This window comes from Cellulomonas sp. GbtcB1, from assembly GCF_019091725.1.
In the GTDB taxonomy this organism is placed as follows: domain Bacteria; phylum Actinomycetota; class Actinomycetes; order Actinomycetales; family Cellulomonadaceae; genus Cellulomonas.
Window position 1 is genome coordinate 1 of record NZ_JAGXJG010000070.1, and the last position, 20,484, is coordinate 20,484.

Sequence of the window (20,484 nt, forward strand, 5' to 3'; positions counted from 1 at the left end):
GGCCCCCGACCCCGGCCCGCGCCCGCCGGCGGGGCCGCCGAGCCCCTCGCGCGCCGGCGGGCGCTGATCGCCCCGGCCGCCGACCCCGCGGACCTGCGCCGCCGGACCGGCGCGGGCGCCCTCGAGAGGGCCGCCGCGGCGGGCCCCGACGCCGCCGCGCGCTGGCGGGCGACCGTCGCCGCGCGGCTGCCGCGCCCGGACTGGCCCGCGGGTCGGCTGCTGCTCACCGCGGTCGACGCCCGCACCGGGGAGCCGGTGGCGTTCGACCGGTCGAGCGGGGTCGACCTCGCCGACGCCGTCGCGGCGAGCTGCGCCGGCGGGCCCGCGTACCCCGTCGGGGACCGGTGGTTCGTCGACGGCGCGCACCGGCGCGGCGAGAACGCCGACCTGGCCGCGGGCTGCGGGCGGGTGCTCGTGCTCGCGCCGCTGGGCGGGGCGTCGCTGACCCCGGCGGGGTGGCGGCTGGACCTGGCGGCGCAGGTCGCGGACCTGCGCGCCGGCGGCAGCGAGGTCGAGGTCGTCGTGCCCGCCGACCCGGGGCTGTTCGGCGAGCGGGCGATGGACCCGGCGCTCCGCCCGGTGGCCGCGCGGGCCGGCCACGCCCAGGGGCGCGCGCTGGCCGGGTCGCTCGCGGTGTCCTGGGGCTGAGCCCGGGGCCGGCCGACCCGGACGGACTCAGACCCCCGCGAGCAGCTCGTCCAGCACGTGCCGGGCCAACCGGCGCTGCTCAGGCGGCTCGTTCGTGACGAGGATCAGCGCCTTCCACACCGCCCAGCCGCGCCCGCGGGCCCACGTCGCGTCGTCCACCCCGAGCTCGGCCCGGAACACGTCCCGCGCGGCGCCCGTGAGCCAGGTCCACACCGGCGTCGTGTCGCAGGCCGTGTCGCCGACGGCGGAGCAGCCGAGGTCGAGCACCGCCGCCAGCGCGCCGTCCCGCACCAGCAGGTTGTTGACGGCCACGTCGCCGTGCAGCCAGGTCGGCTCGCCCGTGAACGGCGCCGCCAGGGCGTCCCGCCACAGGCCTGCCGCCACGTCGCGCTCCCGGCCGTGCACCCGGTGCAGGATGTCGCCGACCTCGTCGTCCCAGTGCTCCGGCGGCCCGCCGCGGAACGCGCTGTGCAGCCCGGGGGCGGGCGCGCCGGCCGTGTCGCAGCCGCGGAGCGCGACCAGGAACCCGGCGAGGTCGGCCGCGAGCCGGACCGGGTCGTCGACGCGGGCGCGCGCCAGCGGGGTGCCGGGGAGCCAGCCGTACACCGACCACGGGGCGGGGAACCGCTCGGACGGCTCGCCGACCGCCCGGACCTCCGGGACCGGGAGCGGCAGGTGCGGTCCGAGCCGGGGGAGCCAGGCCTGCTCCTTCGCGACCTGCGGGACGTAGCCGGGCGCGCTGGGCAGCCGGACGGCCAGGTCGTCGCCCAGCCGGAACATCCGGTGGTCGTTGCCGCCGTGGTCGACGGGCCGCAGGGGCAGGTCGGCCCACCGCGGGTGCTGCTCGACGAGCAGCGCGCGGACCAGCCCGGCGTCGATGCGGTCCCCGCGGACCAGGTCGTCGGTGCCGGTGCTCACCCGCCCGACGCTACCGGCAGGCCCGCGGCCTGCGCGCCGCGGGCGGCCGAGGGCGTCCGCCGCGCGTCACGCTGACCTGCGCTGTAGCATCGCGCCCGCGCCCGCCCCCCGGCAGGCCAGCCGCACCCCGAACGGAGACCTGAGCAGATGCCCGGAGCCGACGCCGCCCGCCTCGCCGAGATCCTGGAGAGCCGGCGCGCCGACATCTCCGCCACCTGGCTCGAGTCGGTTATCACCGAGCTCCGCGGCCGGACCACCCGCTCCGAGGCCGGGCGGGAGCAGGGCGAGATCCTCGACGCGCTCGTCGGCGGGCTCCGCCAGGGCGGCCTGCGGCTGACCGATCCCGCGTTCGACGGCCTGCGCGGCCTGCTCGCGGACCTGTCGGCGACGCGCGCCCGCCTCGGGTTCACCCCGCGCGAGACCGCGATCGGCGTGTTCGCGCTCAAGGAGGGGCTGTACGCCCTCGCGGCCGACGAGCAGGGCACCGGCCTCGCCGACCTCATGACCCTGGTCCGGCTGGTCGACGACCTCGGCCTGTTCACCTTCGAGTCCTTCGCCGCGGCCCGGGAGGCCATCATCGCCGAGCAGGCCGAGCAGCTCCTCGAGCTCTCCACCCCCGTCGTCAAGCTCTGGGAGGGCGTCGTCGCGGTGCCGCTCGTCGGCACGCTGGACTCCGCGCGCACGCAGGTCGTGATGGAGAAGCTGCTGCAGACCCTCGTGGACACCGGCTCCGAGCACGCGATCATCGACATCACCGGCGTCCCGGCGGTCGACACCCAGGTCGCGCAGCACCTGCTCAAGACCGTGGTCGCGGCGCGCCTCATGGGCGCGGAGTGCACGATCTCCGGCATCCGCCCGCAGATCGCGCAGACGATCGTGGCGCTCGGCATCGAGTTCGGCGACATCAGCACCAAGGCGACGCTCGCCGACGCGCTGGTCGCGGCCCTGCGCGCCAACGGCACGGCGAAGGCGGCGATCGCCTGATGGACGCCGTCCCGATCCTCAAGCTCGGGTCGACGCTGCTGGTCTCCATCCAGGTCGACCTGCAGGACCAGACCGCGCTGCAGCTGCAGGAGGACCTGGCGGAGCGCATCACGCAGACCGGGGCGCGCGGCGTGCTGATCGACATCTCCGGGCTGGAGATCGTCGACTCGTTCATCGGCCGGATGCTGTCGTCGATCGCCGGGATCTCGCGGGTGCTCGACGCGACCACCGTCGTGGTCGGCATGCGGCCCGCCGTGGCGATCACCATGGTCGAGCTCGGCCTGCAGCTCGACGGCGTCAAGACCGCCCTCGACGTCGAGAAGGGCCTGCGGATGCTGCAGCCCGCCGACGCGACCTCGCCGGAGGCGCTGCTGCTCGGGCTCGACGCGGACCGCGCGTGACGGCCGTGGAGCCGGACGCGGCGCAGCGGCTGGCCATCTCCTCGGACGGCGACGTGGTCCGGGTGCGGCAGGCGGTGCGCGCGCTGGCCCAGGCGGCGCGGCTGTCGCTGGTGGACCAGACCAAGCTGGTCACCGCGGCGAGCGAGCTGGCCCGGAACACCCTCATCTACGGCGGGGGCGGCGAGGCCGTGCTGTCGGAGCTCGCGGACGGCCGGCGCACGGGCGTCCGGGTCGAGTTCCGAGACGACGGACCCGGCATCCCCGACCTGGACCAGGCCATGACCGACGGCTGGACCAGCGGCAGCGGCCTCGGGCTCGGGCTGTCGGGCTCCCGCCGGCTCGTGGAGCAGTTCGAGATCGACACCGCGCCGGGCCGGGGCACGCGCGTCACCATCGCCTCGTGGTCGCGGTGACCGCGGACGCCACCGTCGAGGACGTCGCCTGGATCACGGCCGACCACGTGAGCGCGGCCGGCGCCGCCCGGCGTGCCGCGGCTGCCCTCGCGGAGCGCGTGGGCATGGGCGCGGACCGGGCGGGCGAGATCGGCCTCGCGGTGACGGAGCTGACGGCGAACCTGGTGAAGCACGCGGGCTCGGGCGCGGTGCTGCTCCGGCTGCGGCACGCGGCGGCCGGCCCGGTCGTGGAGGTCCTCACCCTCGACTCCGGGCCCGGCATCGACGACGTCGACGCGGCCGTGGTCGACGGGACGTCCTCGGCGGGGACGCTGGGCATCGGGCTCGGCGCGGTCGTGCGGATGGCGTCGGGCTGGGACGTGTGGACCCGGCCGGGCGCCGGGACGGTGCTCACGGCGGCGTTCGCGGCCGAGGCCGGTGCGCCGGTGCCCGCGCCGTCCGCGGTCGGCCTCACCCGCCCCATGACGGGGCAGGAGGTCTGCGGCGACGCGTACGCGATCCGCGAGGACGACGGCGTGCGGACCCTGCTGCTCGCCGACGGGCTCGGGCACGGGCCGCTGGCCGCGGTCGCGAGCGCCGAGGCCGTGCGGGCGTTCCGCGCGGCGGCGCCGGCCGTGCCCGCCGACCTGCTGCGCGTGGTGCACCGGGCGCTGGCGGGGACGCGCGGCGCCGCCGCCGCGGTCGCGCGGCTCGACCCCGACCAGGTGCGGTACGCGGGCGTCGGCAACATCGCCGGCGTGGTGGACGACGGCGTGACCCGGCGGGCGATGATCAGCCACCCCGGCATCGTGGGGGCCCAGGCGCGCACGATCCGGGAGACGTCCTACCCGCTGCCGCGCGGCGCGGTCGTCGTGCTGCACAGCGACGGCGTGACCGAGCGGCACTCGTTCGAGCCCTACCCGGGCCTGCTGGGGCGGTCGCCGCTCGTGACGGCGGCCGTGCTGCTCCGCGACTTCGGGGTCCGGCGGGACGACGCGAGCGTCGTGGTCGCCCGGGCCGGGGTCCCGGCGTGAGCCCGCGGCGCAGGCTGCCGGCGCCCGGGGCCGCGGGCCCGCTGCGCGAGCTCGTCACCGTGGAGATCGTCGGCGAGGGCGACCTCGTGGTGCTGCGCCAGGTCGGCCGGGAGGCGGCCGAGGCGCTGGGCCTCGACCGGCAGGACCAGGTCCGGCTCGCCACAGCGCTGTCCGAGGTCGGCCGCGAGGTCGTGTCCCGGGGCCGGGGCCGCGCCGTGCTGCACGTGACCGAGCCGCCGCACGCCGGTCTGGTCGTGCACGTGCACGGCGCGCTCGGGGCCGGGGAGCCGCACGGCGGGCTGACCGGGGTCGCGGCGGCGGAGCGGCTGCTCGACGGGGTCGAGGTCGCCGACGGGCCGGGCGGGCGGGTCGTGGTGCTGCACAAGCTGCTGACCGACGGCGCGCTGCTCGGCGGCCGGGTCGAGCAGGTGCGCGCGGCGCTGTCCCGGCCGCGGTCGGCGGACGCCCTCGGCGAGCTCCGGGTGCAGAACGCCGAGCTCGTCCGCGCGCTCGACGCGCTGGCCGCACGGGAGGCCGAGCTGGTGCGGGCCAACGACGAGCTGGAGGAGACCAACCGCGGGGTCCTCGCCATGTACACCCAGCTCTCGGACGAGCTGGAGGAGACCAACAGCGGCGTCGTCGCCCTGTACGCGGAGCTGGACGAGCGCGGGCGGCAGCTCGCCGCCGCCAACGACGCGAAGACCCGGTTCCTGCGCAGCGTCAGCCACGAGCTGCGGGCGCCGGTGAACTCGATCCTCGGCCTGTCCTCGCTGCTCGCCGACGGCGACCTGGACGCGGACCAGCGGGTGCAGGTCGGCTACCTCGACGCCAGCGCCCGGTCGCTGCTCGGGATGGTGAACGAGCTGCTGGACCTGGCGCGCGCGGAGTCGGGCCGCCAGCACGTGCACCGGGTCCGGGTGGATCTGCGCGCGATGCTGGCGGAGCTCGCCGGCACCGTGCAGCCGCTGCTCCGCCCGGGCGTGGACCTGCGGGTCGACGTCGCGGGCGACCTCGTGCTGCACACCGACCCGGAGCTGCTGGAGCGGGTGCTGCGGAACCTGCTGACCAACGCGGCGAAGTTCACCGAGCAGGGTGCCGTGACCGTACGGGCGGGGCGCGCGGCCGACGGCCGCGCCGTGGTGGTGGCGGTCGAGGACACCGGCCTGGGCATCGCGGCGGAGCACCAGGGCGAGGTGTTCGAGGAGTTCTTCCAGGTGCCGAACCGGCTGCAGCCGTCGGTGAAGGGCACGGGGCTCGGCCTGCCGTACGCGCGCCGGGTCGCCGAGGCGCTCGGCGGGTCGCTGGAGGTCGCGAGCGAGGTCGGCCGCGGCAGCACCTTCACGCTCACGCTGGACCGGACCGACGTGCCCGCGCTCGGCCGGGTGCTCGTCGTCGACGACGAGGAGGCCGGCCGGGTCGTCCTGCGCGGCCTGCTCGCCGACGCGGCGGCCGAGGTGCTCGAGGCGCGGGACGGGGCCGAGGCCCTGGCGGTGCTCGCGTCCGCCGCGGCGCTGCCCGACGTGGTGCTGCTCGACGTGCGGATGCCCGGCACGGACGGCCCGGCGACGCTGGCGGCGCTCCGGTCGGACCCGCGGACCGCCGGGCTGCCGGTGGTGCTGATGTCGAGCGCGGAGCGCCCCGCCGTGGACGCGCCGTTCCTCGACAAGGCGGAGCTGGACGCGGCGGGCCTGGCGCGGGCGCTCCGGGCGGCGTGCGGGCCGCAGGCGCCGGCCGACGGCGTCACGCCGGCGGCCGGGGCGACCCCGTGACCGCGACCGCCGAGGACCAGCGCCGCGTGCTGGTCGTCGACGACACCGAGGCGCACCGCTACGTGATGGCCAGCTGGCTGCGGCGTGCCGGCTACGCCGTGACCGAGGCCGGCACGGGCCGGGACGCCCTGGAGCTGGCCGCGGGCCACGACGCGGTCGTGCTCGACGTCAACCTGCCCGACATGTCGGGGTTCGACGTGTGCGAGCGGATCAAGGCCGACGCGGCGACCGCGGTCCCGGTGATGCACGTCTCCGCGACCTCGATCGACGCCCGGTCCCGGACGTCCGGCCTCCAGCGCGGCGCGGACGCGTACCTGGTCGAGCCGCTCGACCGCGACGAGTTCCTGGTGACCGTCGCGGCCCTCTGCCGGTCGCACGCCGCCCGGCGCGGCATCACCGAGCACGCCCGCCGGCTCGCCGACCTGGCGGCGGCGGTCGTGCCCCTCGCGTCGGCGCGGTCCCTGGACGACCTGGTGGCGGAGGCCGCCCAGGGCGGCGCCACGGTGTTCGGCGCCCCGGTCGTCGTCATCGCGACGGCGCCCGACGGCATGGCGACCCGGGTCGTCAGCCCGGGGCCGGGCCGGCCGGTGGTGCGCGGCCGCCTGCTGGCGCCCGCCACCGAGCCGCCCACGCCCGACCCCTACGACCTGCCCGCGGCCGACACCCCGGGGGTGTGGCGCGAGATGCTCGACCGGGCGGGCGTCGCGCCCACCGCGTGGCACGTCTCGCCGCTCACCGACGCGGCCGGGCGGACGATCGGCGGGTTCGCGGTCGCGACGCCGGAGCCGTTCGACGCGGAGGAGCGCGAGCTCGCCGAGCAGCTCCGGGCCGCCCTGAACGGCGCGCTGGCGACCCTGCGGTCCTACGCGCAGGAGCACCTGGTGGCGCTCACCCTGCAGCGCTCGATGCTGCCGCACACGCTGCCCTCGCCGGCGGGGGTGCGGATGGCCGCGCGGTACAGCGCGTCGGACGCGCAGCTGAGCGTGGGCGGCGACTTCTACGACGCGATCGACCTGCCCGACGGCCGGGTGGCCGTGGTGATCGGCGACGTGCAGGGGCACTCGCTCCGGGCCGCCACGGTCATGGCCCAGCTGCGGTTCTCGCTCGGCGCGTACCTGCTGGAGGGCCACCCGCCCGCGCGGGCGCTCGACCTGCTGAACACGCTGCTGCGCCGCAGCCACCCCGAGCTCGTCACGGTGTGCGTCGCGGTGCTCGACCTGCGGGACGGCACGATCGAGGTCGCGAACGCCGGCCACCTGCCGCCGCTGCTCGTCACCTCGGAGGGCGCGCGGTACCTCCGGGCGACGTCGCCGCTGCTCGGCGTCCCCGCGCCGGGGGAGCGCGCGGTGGCCCGGGTCGCGACGGACGGCCCGTGCACGCTGGTCCTGGTGACGGACGGGCTGCTCGAGCGGCGGTCCGGGCACCTGCGCGACGCGCTGGACCGGATGGCCGAGGTCGCGGCGGCGGTCGGGACGCTGGAGCCCGACGACCTGTGCGACGTGCTCCTGCGCCGGTTCGACCACGCGGACCAGGACGACGACGTGGCGGTCCTCGCGGTGCACCTCACCGGCGAGCGCGCGCCGGCCTGACGCACCGTCCTCAGCGGGACGGACGGCGGTCGGGGGCGCCCTCGCGGGCCAGGCGGAGCCAGGCGGCCAGGTCCTCGTCGTCGGCGACCGCCGCCGACTCCACCGTCAGCCACCCGCGGCCCATCGTGCGCCCGCCCATGCGGGACGGCGCCGCACCGGGGCGGTCGGCGAGCTCGTCGTGCCGGTCGGAGGCGACGCGCACGAGCAGGTCGCCGCTCCCGCGCGCGCTCGCGATCATCGCCTCGCCGAGGAAGAACGAGACGCCCCCGAACATGGGGCGGTCCGAGACCGGCGAGGTCTCGCCGGCCGCCGGCCCGTCGGCGGCGGCGAGCAGGGCGCGGACGCGGGCGGCGAGGTCGGCGGTCTCCGTGCCGGTCCCGTGCGGGCGGTCGGGCGGCCGCGGCCGAGCGCGCCGGGGGACCGTGGTGTGCGGGTGGCCGGCGTCGTCCGCCGGCGTCGTGGCGCGCAGCCCCGCGGCGTCCTCCACGTAGGCGTCGCCCGACACGGGGCAGCGCCAGCGGCCGGGGCCGTCGGGCACCAGGCGCTCGCCGGCGCGACCGACCCAGCCGACGCGGCGCGCGGGCACGCCCGCGACGAGCGCGTGGTCCGGCACGTCCCGCGTCACGACCGCGCCCGCCGCGACGAGGGCCCACCGCCCGACGACCACCGGCGCCACGCAGACCGCGCGCGCACCGACGGAGGCGCCCGCGCGCACGACGACGCCCACCGCCTGCCAGTCGTGGGGCTGCTTGAGCGTGCCGTCGGGGTTCACCGCCCGGGGGTGCAGGTCGTTGGTGAGCACCGCCGCGGGCCCGACGAACGCGCCGTCCTCGAGCACGGCGGGCTCGTAGACCAGGGCGTGGTTCTGGATCTTGCACCGGTCGCCGACGCGGACGCCGGGCCCGAGGTAGGCGCCGCGCCCGACGACGCAGTCCGCGCCGACCACGGCGTCCTCGCGGACCTGGGCGAGGTGCCACACGCGGGTCCCCGGGCCCACGGCCGCGCGGGGGTCGACGTCCGCGCCGGGGGCGATCACGGGCACGGCGGCGACCTCGGGGTCCTGGCTGGCGTCCACGCGGCCTCCCGGTGCCGCCCGCCCGGAGCCGGACGGCGCGACCCTCCGGACGATACGCACGGCCCGCGCGCCGCGGTGGCACCGCACCGGGTGAGAAATGTCCGGTATGCGTGACATGTCCGAATCGGGCTGGCAAGACTACGGCTACGTCAGGAGGAGGCGAGCCGCCATGGCAGATCCGCTACGGGTCGCGCTGATCGGCGCGGGGTACTGGGGCCCCCACCTTGCCCGGAACTTCCGCGCGTCGCCGGAGTGGGACCTGGTCGCGGTGTGCGACCGGGACGAGGAGCGCGCGCGCCGGGTGGTCGGCGGGCGCAGCACGGTCGAGGTCGTCACCGACGCGGCCGAGGTGCTGGGCCGGGCCGACCTGGACGCGGTCGCCGTCGCCACGCCCGCGGCCACGCACGCCGGGATCGTCCTCGCCGCGCTCGACGCCGGGAAGCACGTCCTGGTCGAGAAGCCGATCGCGGCGAACGGCGCGGACGCCCGGCGGATGGTCGCGCGCGCCGCCGAGGTCGGCCGGGTGCTGATGGTCGACCACACGTTCTGCTACACGCCCGTCGTCCGGGCGATCCGCGACCTGGTCGCCGACGGCTCGCTCGGCGACCTGCACTTCGTCGACTCGGTGCGGATCAACCTCGGGCTGGTGCAGCCGGACGTCGACGTGTTCTGGGACCTCGCCCCGCACGACCTGTCGATCCTGGACTTCGTCGTGCCGGGCGGGCTGGTGCCGACCGGCGTCGCGGCGCAGGGCGGCGACCCGCTCGGCGTCGGTCGCTCGTGCGTCGGCTACCTCACCCTGCCGCTCGCCGGCGGGGCCCTGGCGCACCTGCACGTCAACTGGCTGAGCCCGACCAAGATCCGGCAGATGGTCGTCGGGGGCAGCCGGCGCACGCTGGTCTGGGACGACCTGGCGCCGCAGCAGCGGCTCACGGTGTACGACCGGGGGGTCGACCCCGGGGAGGGCCTGCCCGACCGGACGACCGCGCGGGTGTCGTACCGGCTCGGCGACGCCTGGTCGCCCGCGCTCCCGGAGCGCGAGGCACTGGCCGCGGTGGTGGACGAGCTCGCGGCCGCCGTGCGCGGGCGCCGGGCGCCGCTCACCGACGGCCACGCCGGGCTGCGGGTGCTCGACGTCCTGGAGTCCGCCTCGCTCAGCCTGTCGGACGGCGGCCGGCTCGTGCCGGTGGCGCGCGGCGAGCTCGTCGGGGCCGGGCCGAAGGGGCGCCGGCGGTGACCGCGGTGGCGGGCGCCCGCGTCCTGGTGACGGGCGGCGCGGGCACGGTCGGGTCGACGCTCGTCGACCAGCTGCTGGCGGCGGGCGCGGGCCGGGTGGTGGTGCTGGACGACCTGTCGCGCGGCCGGCGGGAGAACCTCGCGGCCGCCCTCGCGACGGGCCGGGTCGACCTCGCCGTCGGGGACCTGCGGGACCGGGACACCGTGCACGACGTCGTGCGCGGGGCGGACCTGGTCCTCCACCAGGCCGCCATCCGGATCACGCAGTGCGCCGAGGAGCCGCGGCTGGCGCTCGAGGTGCTGGTCGACGGCACGTTCACCGTGCTCGAGGCCGCCGCCGAGCACGGCGTCGGGAAGGTGGTCGCGGCGTCCAGCGCGTCGGTCTACGGCGCCGCGGAGGAGTTCCCGACGGGCGAGCGGCACCACCACCACAACAACGACACCTTCTACGGCGCGGCCAAGTCGTTCACCGAGGGCATGGCCCGGGCGTTCCGGGCGACGCACGGCCTGGACACCGTCATGCTCCGGTACTTCAACGTGTACGGGCCCCGGATGGACGTGCACGGCCGGTACACCGAGGTGCTGGTGCGCTGGATGGAGCGGATCGCCGACGGGCTGCCGCCGCTCGTGTTCGGCGACGGGCGGCAGACCATGGACTTCGTGCACGTCCGGGACGTGGCGCGTGCCAACGTGCTCGCGGCGACGTCCGGCGTGGTCGAGGGCGCGTACAACGTGGCGAGCGGGACGGAGACGTCCCTGCTGCAGCTCGCCGAGGCGCTGCTGCGGGTGATGGGCAGCGACCTGGCCGTCGAGCACGGGCCGGAGCGCGCGGTGAACGGGGTGCCGCGGCGGCTGGCCGACACCGCGGCCGCGCGGCGCGACCTCGGGTTCGTCGCGGAGGTCGGGCTGGAGGAGGGGCTGCGCGAGCTCGTCGACTGGTGGCGCCCGCGGCGGGCGGACGTGGCGGCGGGACGGGCGGCGGCCCCGGCGGTGGTCCCGTGAGCACGCTGCACGTCATGCGCCCGTGGCTCGGCGCCGAGGAGGTCGCCGCGGTCACCGAGGTGCTCGCCTCCGGCTGGGTGGCCCAGGGCCCCCGGGTGTTGGCGTTCGAGGACGCCTTCGCCGCGTCCCAGCGGGCCGGCCACGCGGTGGCCCTGTCGTCCTGCACCGCGGCGCTGCACCTGGCGCTCGTCGTCGCCGGGGTCCGCCCGGGCGACGACGTGGTGGTCCCGTCGTTCTCGTTCGTCGCGACGGCCAACGCGGTCGTGCACGCGGGCGCCCGGCCCGTCTTCGCGGACGTCGACCCGGGGACGGGCAACCTCACGGCGGCGACGGTCGCCGAGGCGCTCACCGCGCGCACCGCCGCGGTGGTCGCCGTCGACCAGGGCGGCGTGCCGGTCGACCTCGACGCCGTCCGGGCGCTGACCGACCCGCTCGGGATCGTGGTCGTCGAGGACGCCGCCTGCGCGGCCGGGTCGACCTACCGCGGGGAGCCCGTCGGCGCCCGGGCGGAGGTGGCGGCCTGGTCGTTCCACCCGCGCAAGGTCCTCACGACCGGCGAGGGCGGGATGCTCACCACGGGCCGCGCCGACTGGTCCGCCCGGGCGCGCCGGCTGCGCGAGCACGCCATGAGCGTGTCCGCCGCCGACCGGCACGGCGCCGTGCTCGCCCCGGCCGAGGAGTACCTCGAGGTCGGCTTCAACTACCGGATGACCGACCTCCAGGCGGCGGTCGGCCTCGTCCAGCTCGGCCGCCTGCCCGAGGCGGTCGCGCGCCGCCGCGCGCTGGCCGCGGCGTACACGGCCGAGCTCGCGGACCTGCCGACGCTGCGACCGGTGACGGACCCGCCGTGGGGCACCGGCAACTTCCAGTCGTACTGGGTCGAGGTGCTCCCCGGGTCGCCGGTCGACCGGGACGGGCTGCTGGCCCGGCTGGCCGCGGCGGACGTGTCCGCGCGGCGCGGGATCATGGCGGCGCACCGCCAGCCCGCCTACGCCGGCGGGGACCACGGCCGGGCGCCGCTGCCCGTCACGGAGCGCCTGACGGACCGGACCCTGATCCTGCCGCTGTTCCACGAGATGACCGGCTCCGAGCAGGGCCGGGTCGTGGACGTCCTGCGGGCGGCGGTCCGGTGACCGCGGGCGGCCGGCCGCTCGTGCTGGTCGGGGCCGGCGGGCTGGCGCGCGAGGTGCTGGCGGTGGTCCGCCGGCACGGGCCGTACGAGGCGGTCGGGGTGCTGGACGACGACCCGGCGGCGCGCGGCAGCGAGCTCGGCGGCGTGCCGGTGCTCGGCGGGCTGCCCGCGCTGGCCGCGCTGCCGGACGCGGCGGTGCTCGCCTGCGCGGGCCACGGGCGGGTGCGCGCGGGGCTGGTCACCCGGCTCGCCGCGGCCGGGGTCGGGCCGGACCGGTGGGCGACGGTGGTGCACCCGTCCGTCGAGGTGCCGGACGGCTGCACGGTCGGTGCCGGGTCGGTGCTCCTGGCCGGGGTCGTGCTGACCGCGGACGTCCGGGTCGGTCGGCACGTGGTCCTCATGCCGCACGTGACCCTCACGCACGACGACGAGGTGCGGGACGCCGCCACGCTCGCCGCCGGGGCGACGCTCGGGGGCGGGGTGCGGGTCGGCCCGCGCGCGTACCTCGGGATGCGCTCCGCCGTGCGGGAGCGGGTCCGGGTGGGGGCGGGCGCGACGCTCGGCATGGGCGCGGTGCTGCTGACGGACCTGCCGGACGGCGAGACCTGGGCGGGCGTGCCGGCGCGGCCCCTGCACCGGGCGGTGGACGGGCACGTGCACGGGGTCCGCGACCCCGGGACACGCGACGAGAGGGCGGTGCGCGCATGAGGATCCCCCTGGTCGACCTGGCCGCCCAGCAGGCGGAGGTGCACGAGGAGGTGCGCGCCGGGCTGGACGAGGTGTTCGCGACCGCCGCGTTCGTCGGCGGCCCCGCGGTCGGGCGGTTCGAGGCGGCCTACGCGGCGGCGGTCGGGGCGCGGCACTGCGTCGGCGTCGCGAACGGCACGGACGCCCTGGAGCTCGCGCTGCGCGCCGTCGGGGTCGGGCCGGGCGCCGAGGTGGTGCTGCCGGTGAACACGTTCGTCGCCACCGCCGAGGCCGTCTCGCGGATCGGCGCGGTGCCGGTGCTCGTCGACGTGGACCCGGCGCACCTGCTGGTCGACCCCGCGGCCGTGCGCGCCGCCGTCGGCCCGCGCACCGCCGCCGTCGTGCCGGTGCACCTGTTCGGCCAGGTCGCGCCGGTCGAGGAGCTGGCGAAGATCGCCGCCGACGCCGGGGTGCCGCTGGTGGAGGACGCGGCGCAGGCGCAGGGCGCCCGGCGGCATGGGCGTCCCGCGGGGGCCCTGGGGCTGGCGGCGGGCACGAGCTTCTACCCGGGCAAGAACCTCGGCGCGGCCGGCGACGCCGGCGCCGTCACCACGGACGACGCCGAGGTGGCGCAGCGGGTGCGGGCGCTCGCCGGGCACGGCAGCACGCAGAAGTACCGGCACGACGTCGTCGGGATGAACTCGCGCCTGGACACGGTGCAGGCGGTGGTGCTGGAGGCCAAGCTGCGGCGGCTCGCCGGGTGGAACGAGCGCCGGCGCGCCGCAGCGGCCCGGTACGACGCGCTGCTCCGGGACCTGCCCGGGGTGCAGCCGCCGCGGACGGACCCGGCGAACGAGGACGTCTGGCACCTCTACGTCGTGCAGGTGGACGACCGCGACCGGGTGCTGGCCGCGCTGCACGCGGCGGGCGTCGGCGCGGGCGTGCACTACCCGGTGCCGCTGCACCTGACCGGGGCCTACCGGCACCTCGGCCTCGGGCGCGGCGCGTTCCCGGTGGCCCAGGCCGCGGCGGACCGGATCCTGTCGCTCCCGATGCACCCGCACCTGACCGGGGCGCAGCAGGAGGAGGTCGTCGAGGTGCTGGGGAGGGCGGTCGCGTGAGGATCCTCGTCTACCCGGGTGTGATGGAGGTCGGCGGCAGCCAGCTCAACGCCGTGCAGCTCGCGCACGAGGTCGCGCGCGCCGGGCACGACGTGCTGATGTTCGGGCCGGACGGCGACCTGGTGCCGCTCGTGGGCGCGCTCGGGCTGGAGTACGTCCGCGCCCCGCAGGAGGGCCGGTGGCCGTCCCCGCGGAACATGGCCGCCCTGCGCCGGCTCGTGGTCGACCGCGGCGTCGACGTGGTGCACGGGTACGAGTGGGGGCCGTCGGTCGACCTGGCGTTCGGCCCGCACCGCCGGCTCGGCACGCCCCTGGTCACGACGGTGCTGTCGATGGACGTGCCCGACCACGTGCCGACGCACGAGCCGCTGGTCGTCGGGACCCGACGGCTGCACGAGCAGCAGCGCGTGCTCCGGGACCGGGTGCACCTCATCGAGCCGCCGATCGACACCGAGCGGGACGCCCCCGGCGCCGCCGGGCCGGACGCGCGGGCGCTTCTCGGCCTGCGCCCGGACGACCTGGTCGTGTCCGTCGTCGGGCGGCTGTCGACGGACCTGGGCAAGGCGGACGGGGTGGCCGGGGCGATCGACGTCGTGGGTCGGCTGGCCTCCGGCCCGGCGGCGCGGGCGCGGGCGGCCGCCGGAGCCGGACCGCTGCGGCTCGTCGTCGTCGGCACGGGGCCGGAGCAGGCGCGGGTGGCCGCGCGCGCGGACGCCGTGAACGCGGCCGCCGGTGAGCAGGTCGTGGTGGTGACCGGCCAGCTCCTCGACCCCCGCGCGGCGTACGACGCGGCGGACGTAGTGCTCGGCATGGGCTCGTCCGTGCTGCGCGGCATGGCGTTCGGCAAGCCCGTCGTCGTGCAGGGCGACCGGGGCGCGTGGCGCGCGCTCACCGGGGACACGCTCGGCGGGTTCCTGCACGGCGGCTGGCTGTGCGAGGGCCCCGGCGACGGCGCCGACCTGGAGCGGGAGCTGGTGCCGCTGCTCGCGGACCCCGTCCTGCGGGCGCAGCGTGGCGCGCTCGGGCGGGGGGTGGTGCTCGACGCGTACGGCCTCGTGGCGGCGGGCCGCCGGCAGGAGGCGGTGTACGCCGACGCGGTCGCGGTCCGGCCGAGCGAGGCGGTGCGCCGGGAGGCGCTGCTGCGGTGCGCGGTCGACGTGGTGAAGTTCAAGGCGTCCCTGGCGCGGCAGCGTGCCGTCGCCGGTGCCCAGGCCTGGGCCGGGGCTCGGGCCGGGTCGGCGACGGGCCCGGGCGCCGGGACGGGCGCGCACGACGGGTCGGGTCCCGGTCCGCGCGGCACGGGCCGTTCGGGGGACCGTCCGGCTGGGAGCGGTGGCGCCCGGCCCGCCGACGCGGCGCCGCAGCGCGAGGGGGCGCGGTGACGGCGCCGGCGGGGCTCGGGCGGCAGGTCGGGCGGGGGCTCGCGTGGGGCAGCGCGGGCAGCGTCGTGCTCCGGTTCGGCAACGTGCTGGTCGGCATCGTGCTGGCCCGGCTGCTCGCGCCCGAGGACTTCGGCGTGTTCGCGATCGCGCTGGCCGTGCAGGGCGTGCTCGTCACCGTCGTGGACCTCGGCCTCAGCGCGGACCTGGTCCGGGCGCGCGAGCCGCGCCGCCTCGAGCCGACCGTCGCGACGATCAGCCTGGTCCTCGGCGCCCTGCTCGCCGGGGCGATGGCGGCCACCGCCGAGCCCGTGGCGCGGGCCCTCGGCAGCGACCGGGCCGCCCCGGTGATCGCGGTGCTCGCCGCCACCCTCGTGGTGTCCGCCGCGGGCGTGGTGCCCTACGCCCGGCTCCAGCGGGGGTTCCACCAGCGGGAGATCTTCGCGACCGGGCTGGTCGACCTCGTCGTCGGCACGGTGGTCACCGTGCTGCTGGTGCGCGCGGGCTGGGGGCCGATGGCGCTGGCGGTCTCCCGCCTCGTGGCGCAGCCCGCCGCGACCGGGGCGCAGTTCCTGCTGAGCCGGACGGTGCCGCGCTTCGGGTACGACCCGGCGCTGGCGCGCGGCGCGATCGCCTACGGCGCGCCGCTCGCGGGGGCGAACCTGCTGTCGATCGCGCTGCTCGCCGTCGACAAGGTGGTGCTCGCCCGCGGGGCCGGCGAGGTCGCCCTCGGGTACTACGTGCTGGCGTTCAACGTCGCGAGCTGGCCGATGACGGTGATCGGGCAGACCGTGCGGCCCGTCGCCCTGGCGGCGTTCGCGCGCCTGGACGGGCGACCGGAGGGCGGCGCGGGGGAGCCGGGTCCGCCGCGGGCAGCCGACGGGGACGGCGGGCTGGCGCTCGCCACCCGGCTGACGTGGGCCGCCGCCGTCCCGGTGGCGTGCCTGCTGGGCGCCCTCGCCCTGCCCGTGGTCACGCTGCTCTACGGCGGCCGCTGGGCGCCCGCCGCGGGGGCCCTCACCGCGCTGGCGGCGTTCGGCGCGCTGCGGGTGCTGTTCGACCTGCTCGCGACGTACCTCGTCGCGCGCGGGGCGACCCGCCCGGTGCTCGGCGTGCAGGTCGCGTGGCTGGTCGCGCTGGTGCCCGCGGTGGTCGTCGGCGCCAGGACCGGCGGGTCGGCGGGCGTCGGCTGGGCGCACGTGGTCGTGGCCGGGGCCGTGGTGCTGCCGCTCTACCTCGTCGCGGTGCGGCGCAGCGGGGCGGACCTGCGGGCGCTGGCGCACGCGACGTGGCTGCCGCTGGTGGCGGCCGTGCCGACCGTCGCCGCGGCGGCGCTGGTCGCGCGGCAGGTGGGCGGGTCGTTCGCCGCCCTCGCAGCCGGGGGGACCGCGGGGGCGCTGGTGTACGTGGCGGTCGCCGGCAGGCCGCTGCTGCGGGACCTGCGGGCGGCGCGGGCGGCCCGCGCGGACGACGGGGCGGGCGCCCGGGCGGACGACGAGGCCGCGACCGACCCGGCGGCGCCCTCGGTCCTCCCGCCGGCGGCACCGCCCGCTGCCGTGCCCCTGCCCGCCGACCCGGAGCGCGTCCCGTGACCGCCCCCGCCGGGCCGCTGACCCGCACCGTGCGCGTCCGGCCGCACGCGGTCCCCACCGCGGACGCGACGGTCACCGTGGTGATCCCGTGCCACGACTACGCGCGCTACCTGCCCGCCGCGGTCGGCAGCGCCCTGGGCCAGGCCGGCGTCGAGGTCGACGTGGTGGTGGTGGACGACGCGTCCACCGACGACTCCCTGGCCGTCGCCGGCCGGCTCGCCGCCGCCGACCCGCGCGTGGCGGTGCTGGCGCACCCGCGCAACCTCGGCCCCGTCGAGACGTTCAACGACGGGCTCGCGCGAGCGACGGGGGAGTTCCTCGTGCGGCTCGACGCCGACGACCTGCTCACGCCCGGCTCCCTCGCGCGGTCGGTGGCCGTCGCCCGGGCGTACCCGTCGGTGGGCCTGGTCTACGGGCACCCGGTGCACTTCGCCGGCGATCCGCCCCGCGCCGCCCGCACCCGCGCCCGCCGGTGGACGGTCTGGCCGGGCCGGCGGTGGCTCGCCGACCGGTGCGCCGACGGCTACAACGTCATCACGTCGCCGGAGGTGCTCGTGCGCGGGTCGGTGGTCGCGGCGGTCGGCGGGCAGCGGCCGCTCGCCCACGCGCACGACATGGAGATGTGGCTCCGGCTCGCCGCCCACGCCGACGTCGCGCACGTGGGCGGCGCCGACCAGGCGTGGCACCGCGAGCACCCCGCGAGCCTGTCCGCGCGGGAGGTCGACGACGCGACCGACTTCCGGGAGCGGGTGGCGGCGTTCGCCGAGCTCGCCGCCGTCGGGACCGCCGGGCTGCCCGAGCGGGACGCGCTCGCCGCCGCGGCCCGCCGGGCCCTCGTCCGCCAGGCGCTGCGCGCGTGCCGGTACGAGGTCGACCGCGGGCGGCGGGACCCCGGGCGCGTGCGGCGGCTGATGGCCGAGGCGCTCGTGGTCGCGCCCGAGCTCGCCGGGCCGTGGCGGCTGCTCGACGCGGCGCTCGACGCCGAGCCGGGCGCACGCGACCGGGCGGCGGGGCTCGCGCGGGCGGTCCGGGTGCGCGCCGACGACGTCCGCCGCGTGCGCCGCTGGGCCCGCACCGGGACCTACACCCGGGACGCCGCCCGCGGCGCACCGCCGGTGCCGCCGCCCCTCGCGGTCGACGGTGCCCCGGAGTCCACCCGCGGGCCGGGGTGGTCCCGCGGCGCGCCGGGCGGCGGCCCCGCGACCGCGGCGGACCTGCGGCGCACGGGCGGCACGGCGTGAGGGCGCGGGACCTGCCCGCCGCCGCGCGGCGGGTGCGCGCGATGGGGGCGCGCGAGACGGCCCAGCGCGCGGCCGCGCGGCTGTACCGCGTCACCGGGGCCGCGGCGCTCGACTTCCCGCTGCTGCCCGACGACGTCGCCGACCCGCCGTCCGCGGCCCGCGCCGTGCCCGCCGCACCGCCGCCGTCGGACCGGCCGCTGACCGTCGGGTGGCTGTGCGTCCCGCCCGGGCCGCACTCCGGCGGGCACACGACGATGTTCCGGATGGTCCGGGCGCTCGAGGAGGCGGGCCACCGGTGCGTGCTCTACCTCTACGACCGGCACGGCGGCGACGTCCGGCAGCGCGCGGCGGTGGTGCGGGCGGGCTGGCCCGGGGTGCGGGCCGAGGTGCGGGACGTCGCCGACGGCATCCACGGGGTCGACGCGTGCGTGGCGACGTCCTGGCAGACCGCGCACGTGCTCGCGCGGCGCGGCACGGACCCGATGCGGCGCCTGTACTTCGTCCAGGACGTCGAGCCGTACTTCTACCCGCACGGCGCCCAGCACGCCCTGGCGGAGGACTCGTACCGGCTCGGGCTGCACGTCCTGGCGCTGGGCGAGATGGTCGCGGGCCACCTCCGTCGCGACCTCGGCGTCGACGTGGACGTCGTCCCGTTCGGGTGCGACACCGACGTGTACCGGCCGCTCGCGCCCGCTGCCCGGGGCGGGGTCGTGCTGTACGCGAAGCCGGACGTCGCGCGGCGCGGGTACGACCTGGCGCGGCTCGCGCTGCTGCGGTTCCACGCGCGCCACCCGGAGCAGGAGATCCACGTCTACGGCGACGCGGCGCGGGACCTGGGGGTCCCGGCCACCCGGCACGGCGGCCTCGACCCGGCGGCGCTCAACGTCCTCTACCACCGGACGCTCGCCGGGCTCGCGCTGTCGTTCACCAACATCTCGCTCGTCGCGGAGGAGATGCTGGCCGCGGGGACCGTGCCGGTCGTGAACGACTCCGCCGACGCGCGCGCGGACCTGCCGAACCCGCACGTGCGGTGGGCCGCGCCGACGCCGGCCGCGGTCGCCGACGCCCTGTGCGCGGCCGTCGAGCACCCCGACCCGGCGGGGCGGGCGGCGGTGCTGCAGGCGAGCGTGGCGGGCCGGTCCTGGGCGGGGTCGCAGGAGCGGCTGGTGGCGCTCGTCGAGGGGCACGTGCGCGAGGTGCCGGTCGTCGCGGCGCCGTCGGCCGCGGCGGGCCGGCGCGCCGCCGGGGCGCGGGCGGCGCGCCCGTGACCGCCGCCCCGGGCAGCCCGGCGATGCTCGTGCTCACGCCCTCCTACCGCCCCGACCACGCGCTGTGCGTCGAGCTGAACCGGTCCGTGCTGCGGCTCGCACCCCCGTCGGTGCGGCACGCGCTCGTGGTGCCCCCCGCCGACCTCGACCTGTTCCGGCCGCTCGCCGGCCCCCGCACGACGGTGCAGGACGCCCGGGCCGTCGTCCCGCGGCCGCTCCGCAAGGTCCCGGGCCTGAACCTCTGGCTCGACCCGCGGGCGCCGTTCCCGCCCGTCCGCGGCTGGGTCGCGCAGCAGGTGGTCAAGCTCGCCGCGGTCGCCGCCGCGGACGCCGACCTGGTGCTGCTCGCCGACTCGGACCTGGTGTTCGTCCGGCCGTTCGGGCCGCGGACGTTCGCCCCGGACGGCGCCGTGCCGCTCTACCGCCGGGAGGGCGCCGTCTCCGCGCACCTGCCGCGGCACGTCCGCTGGCACGAGGTCGCCCGCCGGCTGCTGGGCCTGCCCCCGGGCGCCGAGGCAGCGCGGCCGGACTACGTCTGCTGGCCGTGCCTCTGGGAGCCGGCGGTCGTGCGTCGCATGCTCGCGCGGGTCGAGGCCGTGACCGGTCTGCCCTGGGCCGCCGCGGTGGGGCGGGAGCTGCACGTCTCCGAGATGGTGCTGTACGGGGTGTACCTCGACGAGGTCGAGGGCCGCGAGCGCCCGGTCCCGCACACCGACGACATGCGCTGCCCCGCGTACTCCGACGAGGCCCCGCTCGACCACGACGGGCTCGCGGCGTTCCTCGCCCGGGTCCGGCTGCGGGACGTGGCGGTGATGGTCTCGGCCAAGTCGGGCACGGCGCTGGACCTGCGCCGCCGGCTCATCGCGGACCGCGTCCCGGGCTGATCGGGCCGCGTCGGGACCTGGCGGCGGGGCGGGCGGGGTGCGCGGCCCCGGCGTCAGCCGCGGCGCTTCGCGGTGGGCAGGCCCGTGCGCCGCGCGGTGCCGGGCGTGCGGGCGGCGCGGGCCGGCTCCGCG

General features: G+C 78.5%; 19 protein-coding genes and 1 pseudogene. 17 read left to right on the forward strand and 3 right to left on the reverse strand.

Annotated elements, in window-relative coordinates:
* On the forward strand, positions 1-648 hold a 648-nt coding region (locus tag KVT14_RS18180; protein ID WP_217616952.1), incomplete at its 5' end, for a patatin-like phospholipase family protein.
* Between the two features lie 27 nt (positions 649-675).
* Here KVT14_RS18180 and KVT14_RS18185 read toward each other — a convergent pair.
* Positions 676-1,566 (reverse strand): aminoglycoside phosphotransferase family protein, encoded by an 891-nt coding sequence (locus KVT14_RS18185; RefSeq protein WP_308161154.1) that lies wholly within the window; start codon positions 1,564-1,566, stop codon positions 676-678.
* 147 nt (positions 1,567-1,713) lie between these two features.
* On the opposite strand from KVT14_RS18185, the gene KVT14_RS18190 reads away from it, so the two are divergent.
* From KVT14_RS18190 to KVT14_RS18215, 6 genes are read left to right on the forward strand one after another with little or no spacing between them, the layout of a single operon-like run.
* Entirely contained in the window at positions 1,714-2,550 is an 837-nt protein-coding gene (locus KVT14_RS18190; protein WP_217616953.1) for an STAS domain-containing protein, read from the forward strand.
* Complete coding sequence (locus KVT14_RS18195; protein WP_147793567.1) at positions 2,550-2,951, forward strand: STAS domain-containing protein; 402 nt, start codon at positions 2,550-2,552, stop codon at positions 2,949-2,951. Before KVT14_RS18190 ends, KVT14_RS18195 begins: the two co-directional genes overlap by 1 nt.
* Positions 2,948-3,364: an ATP-binding protein gene (locus tag KVT14_RS18200; protein WP_217616954.1), complete on the forward strand. Its 417-nt coding sequence runs from the start codon at positions 2,948-2,950 to the stop codon at positions 3,362-3,364. Before KVT14_RS18195 ends, KVT14_RS18200 begins: the two co-directional genes overlap by 4 nt.
* Positions 3,352-4,377 (forward strand): ATP-binding protein, encoded by a 1,026-nt coding sequence (locus tag KVT14_RS23525; RefSeq protein ID WP_217616955.1) that lies wholly within the window; start codon positions 3,352-3,354, stop codon positions 4,375-4,377. The genes KVT14_RS18200 and KVT14_RS23525 overlap by 13 nt, the downstream gene beginning before the upstream one ends.
* Positions 4,374-6,146, forward strand: a complete 1,773-nt coding sequence (locus KVT14_RS18210; RefSeq protein WP_217616956.1) for an ATP-binding protein — start codon at positions 4,374-4,376, stop codon at positions 6,144-6,146. Before KVT14_RS23525 ends, KVT14_RS18210 begins: the two co-directional genes overlap by 4 nt.
* The gene (locus tag KVT14_RS18215) at positions 6,143-7,735 is read left to right on the forward strand and encodes a SpoIIE family protein phosphatase (protein WP_217616957.1); all 1,593 of its coding nucleotides are present in this window, start codon (positions 6,143-6,145) and stop codon (positions 7,733-7,735) included. Before KVT14_RS18210 ends, KVT14_RS18215 begins: the two co-directional genes overlap by 4 nt.
* Positions 7,736-7,745: 10 nt before the next feature.
* On the opposite strand, the gene KVT14_RS23030 is transcribed toward KVT14_RS18215, so the two are convergent.
* Both KVT14_RS23030 and KVT14_RS18225 read right to left on the reverse strand, forming a co-directional pair.
* Positions 7,746-8,240, reverse strand: a complete 495-nt coding sequence (locus tag KVT14_RS23030; protein WP_308161157.1) for a TfoX/Sxy family protein — start codon at positions 8,238-8,240, stop codon at positions 7,746-7,748.
* Positions 8,214-8,777 (reverse strand): annotated as a pseudogene (locus KVT14_RS18225) (acyltransferase); the annotation flags it as partial. The pseudogene KVT14_RS18225 and the gene KVT14_RS23030, both read right to left, overlap by 27 nt.
* A 202-nt stretch (positions 8,778-8,979) precedes the next feature.
* On the opposite strand from KVT14_RS18225, the gene KVT14_RS18230 reads away from it, so the two are divergent.
* The 10 genes from KVT14_RS18230 to KVT14_RS18270 are packed head-to-tail and all read left to right on the forward strand — an operon-like array spanning position 8,980 to position 20,352.
* The gene (locus KVT14_RS18230; protein WP_217616958.1) at positions 8,980-10,047 is read left to right on the forward strand and encodes a Gfo/Idh/MocA family protein; all 1,068 of its coding nucleotides are present in this window, start codon (positions 8,980-8,982) and stop codon (positions 10,045-10,047) included.
* Positions 10,044-11,048: an NAD-dependent epimerase/dehydratase family protein gene (locus KVT14_RS18235; protein ID WP_217616959.1), complete on the forward strand. Its 1,005-nt coding sequence runs from the start codon at positions 10,044-10,046 to the stop codon at positions 11,046-11,048. Before KVT14_RS18230 ends, KVT14_RS18235 begins: the two co-directional genes overlap by 4 nt.
* Positions 11,049-11,062: 14 nt before the next feature.
* The gene (locus tag KVT14_RS18240; RefSeq protein WP_217616968.1) at positions 11,063-12,181 is read left to right on the forward strand and encodes a DegT/DnrJ/EryC1/StrS aminotransferase family protein; all 1,119 of its coding nucleotides are present in this window, start codon (positions 11,063-11,065) and stop codon (positions 12,179-12,181) included.
* The gene (locus KVT14_RS18245) at positions 12,178-12,888 is read left to right on the forward strand and encodes a NeuD/PglB/VioB family sugar acetyltransferase (RefSeq protein ID WP_217616960.1); all 711 of its coding nucleotides are present in this window, start codon (positions 12,178-12,180) and stop codon (positions 12,886-12,888) included. The genes KVT14_RS18240 and KVT14_RS18245 overlap by 4 nt, the downstream gene beginning before the upstream one ends.
* Complete coding sequence (locus KVT14_RS18250; protein WP_217616961.1) at positions 12,885-13,988, forward strand: DegT/DnrJ/EryC1/StrS aminotransferase family protein; 1,104 nt, start codon at positions 12,885-12,887, stop codon at positions 13,986-13,988. The genes KVT14_RS18245 and KVT14_RS18250 overlap by 4 nt, the downstream gene beginning before the upstream one ends.
* Positions 13,985-15,370 carry a glycosyltransferase family 4 protein gene (locus KVT14_RS23530; RefSeq protein ID WP_217616962.1) on the forward strand — a complete coding sequence of 462 codons (1,386 nt, stop codon included), beginning with the start codon at positions 13,985-13,987 and terminating at the stop codon, positions 15,368-15,370. The genes KVT14_RS18250 and KVT14_RS23530 overlap by 4 nt, the downstream gene beginning before the upstream one ends.
* Positions 15,367-16,959 (forward strand): oligosaccharide flippase family protein, encoded by a 1,593-nt coding sequence (locus tag KVT14_RS22660; protein WP_308161155.1) that lies wholly within the window; start codon positions 15,367-15,369, stop codon positions 16,957-16,959. The genes KVT14_RS23530 and KVT14_RS22660 overlap by 4 nt, the downstream gene beginning before the upstream one ends.
* A complete protein-coding gene (locus KVT14_RS22665) occupies positions 16,956-18,200 on the forward strand; it encodes a glycosyltransferase family 2 protein (protein WP_308161156.1) in 1,245 nt (414 codons plus the stop codon). Before KVT14_RS22660 ends, KVT14_RS22665 begins: the two co-directional genes overlap by 4 nt.
* Positions 18,197-19,468, forward strand: coding sequence for a glycosyltransferase family 1 protein (locus tag KVT14_RS18265; RefSeq protein ID WP_217616963.1), 1,272 nt, complete (start codon positions 18,197-18,199; stop codon positions 19,466-19,468). The genes KVT14_RS22665 and KVT14_RS18265 overlap by 4 nt, the downstream gene beginning before the upstream one ends.
* A complete protein-coding gene (locus tag KVT14_RS18270) occupies positions 19,465-20,352 on the forward strand; it encodes a DUF6492 family protein (RefSeq protein WP_217616964.1) in 888 nt (295 codons plus the stop codon). Before KVT14_RS18265 ends, KVT14_RS18270 begins: the two co-directional genes overlap by 4 nt.
* Positions 20,353-20,484: the final 132 nt, after the last annotated feature.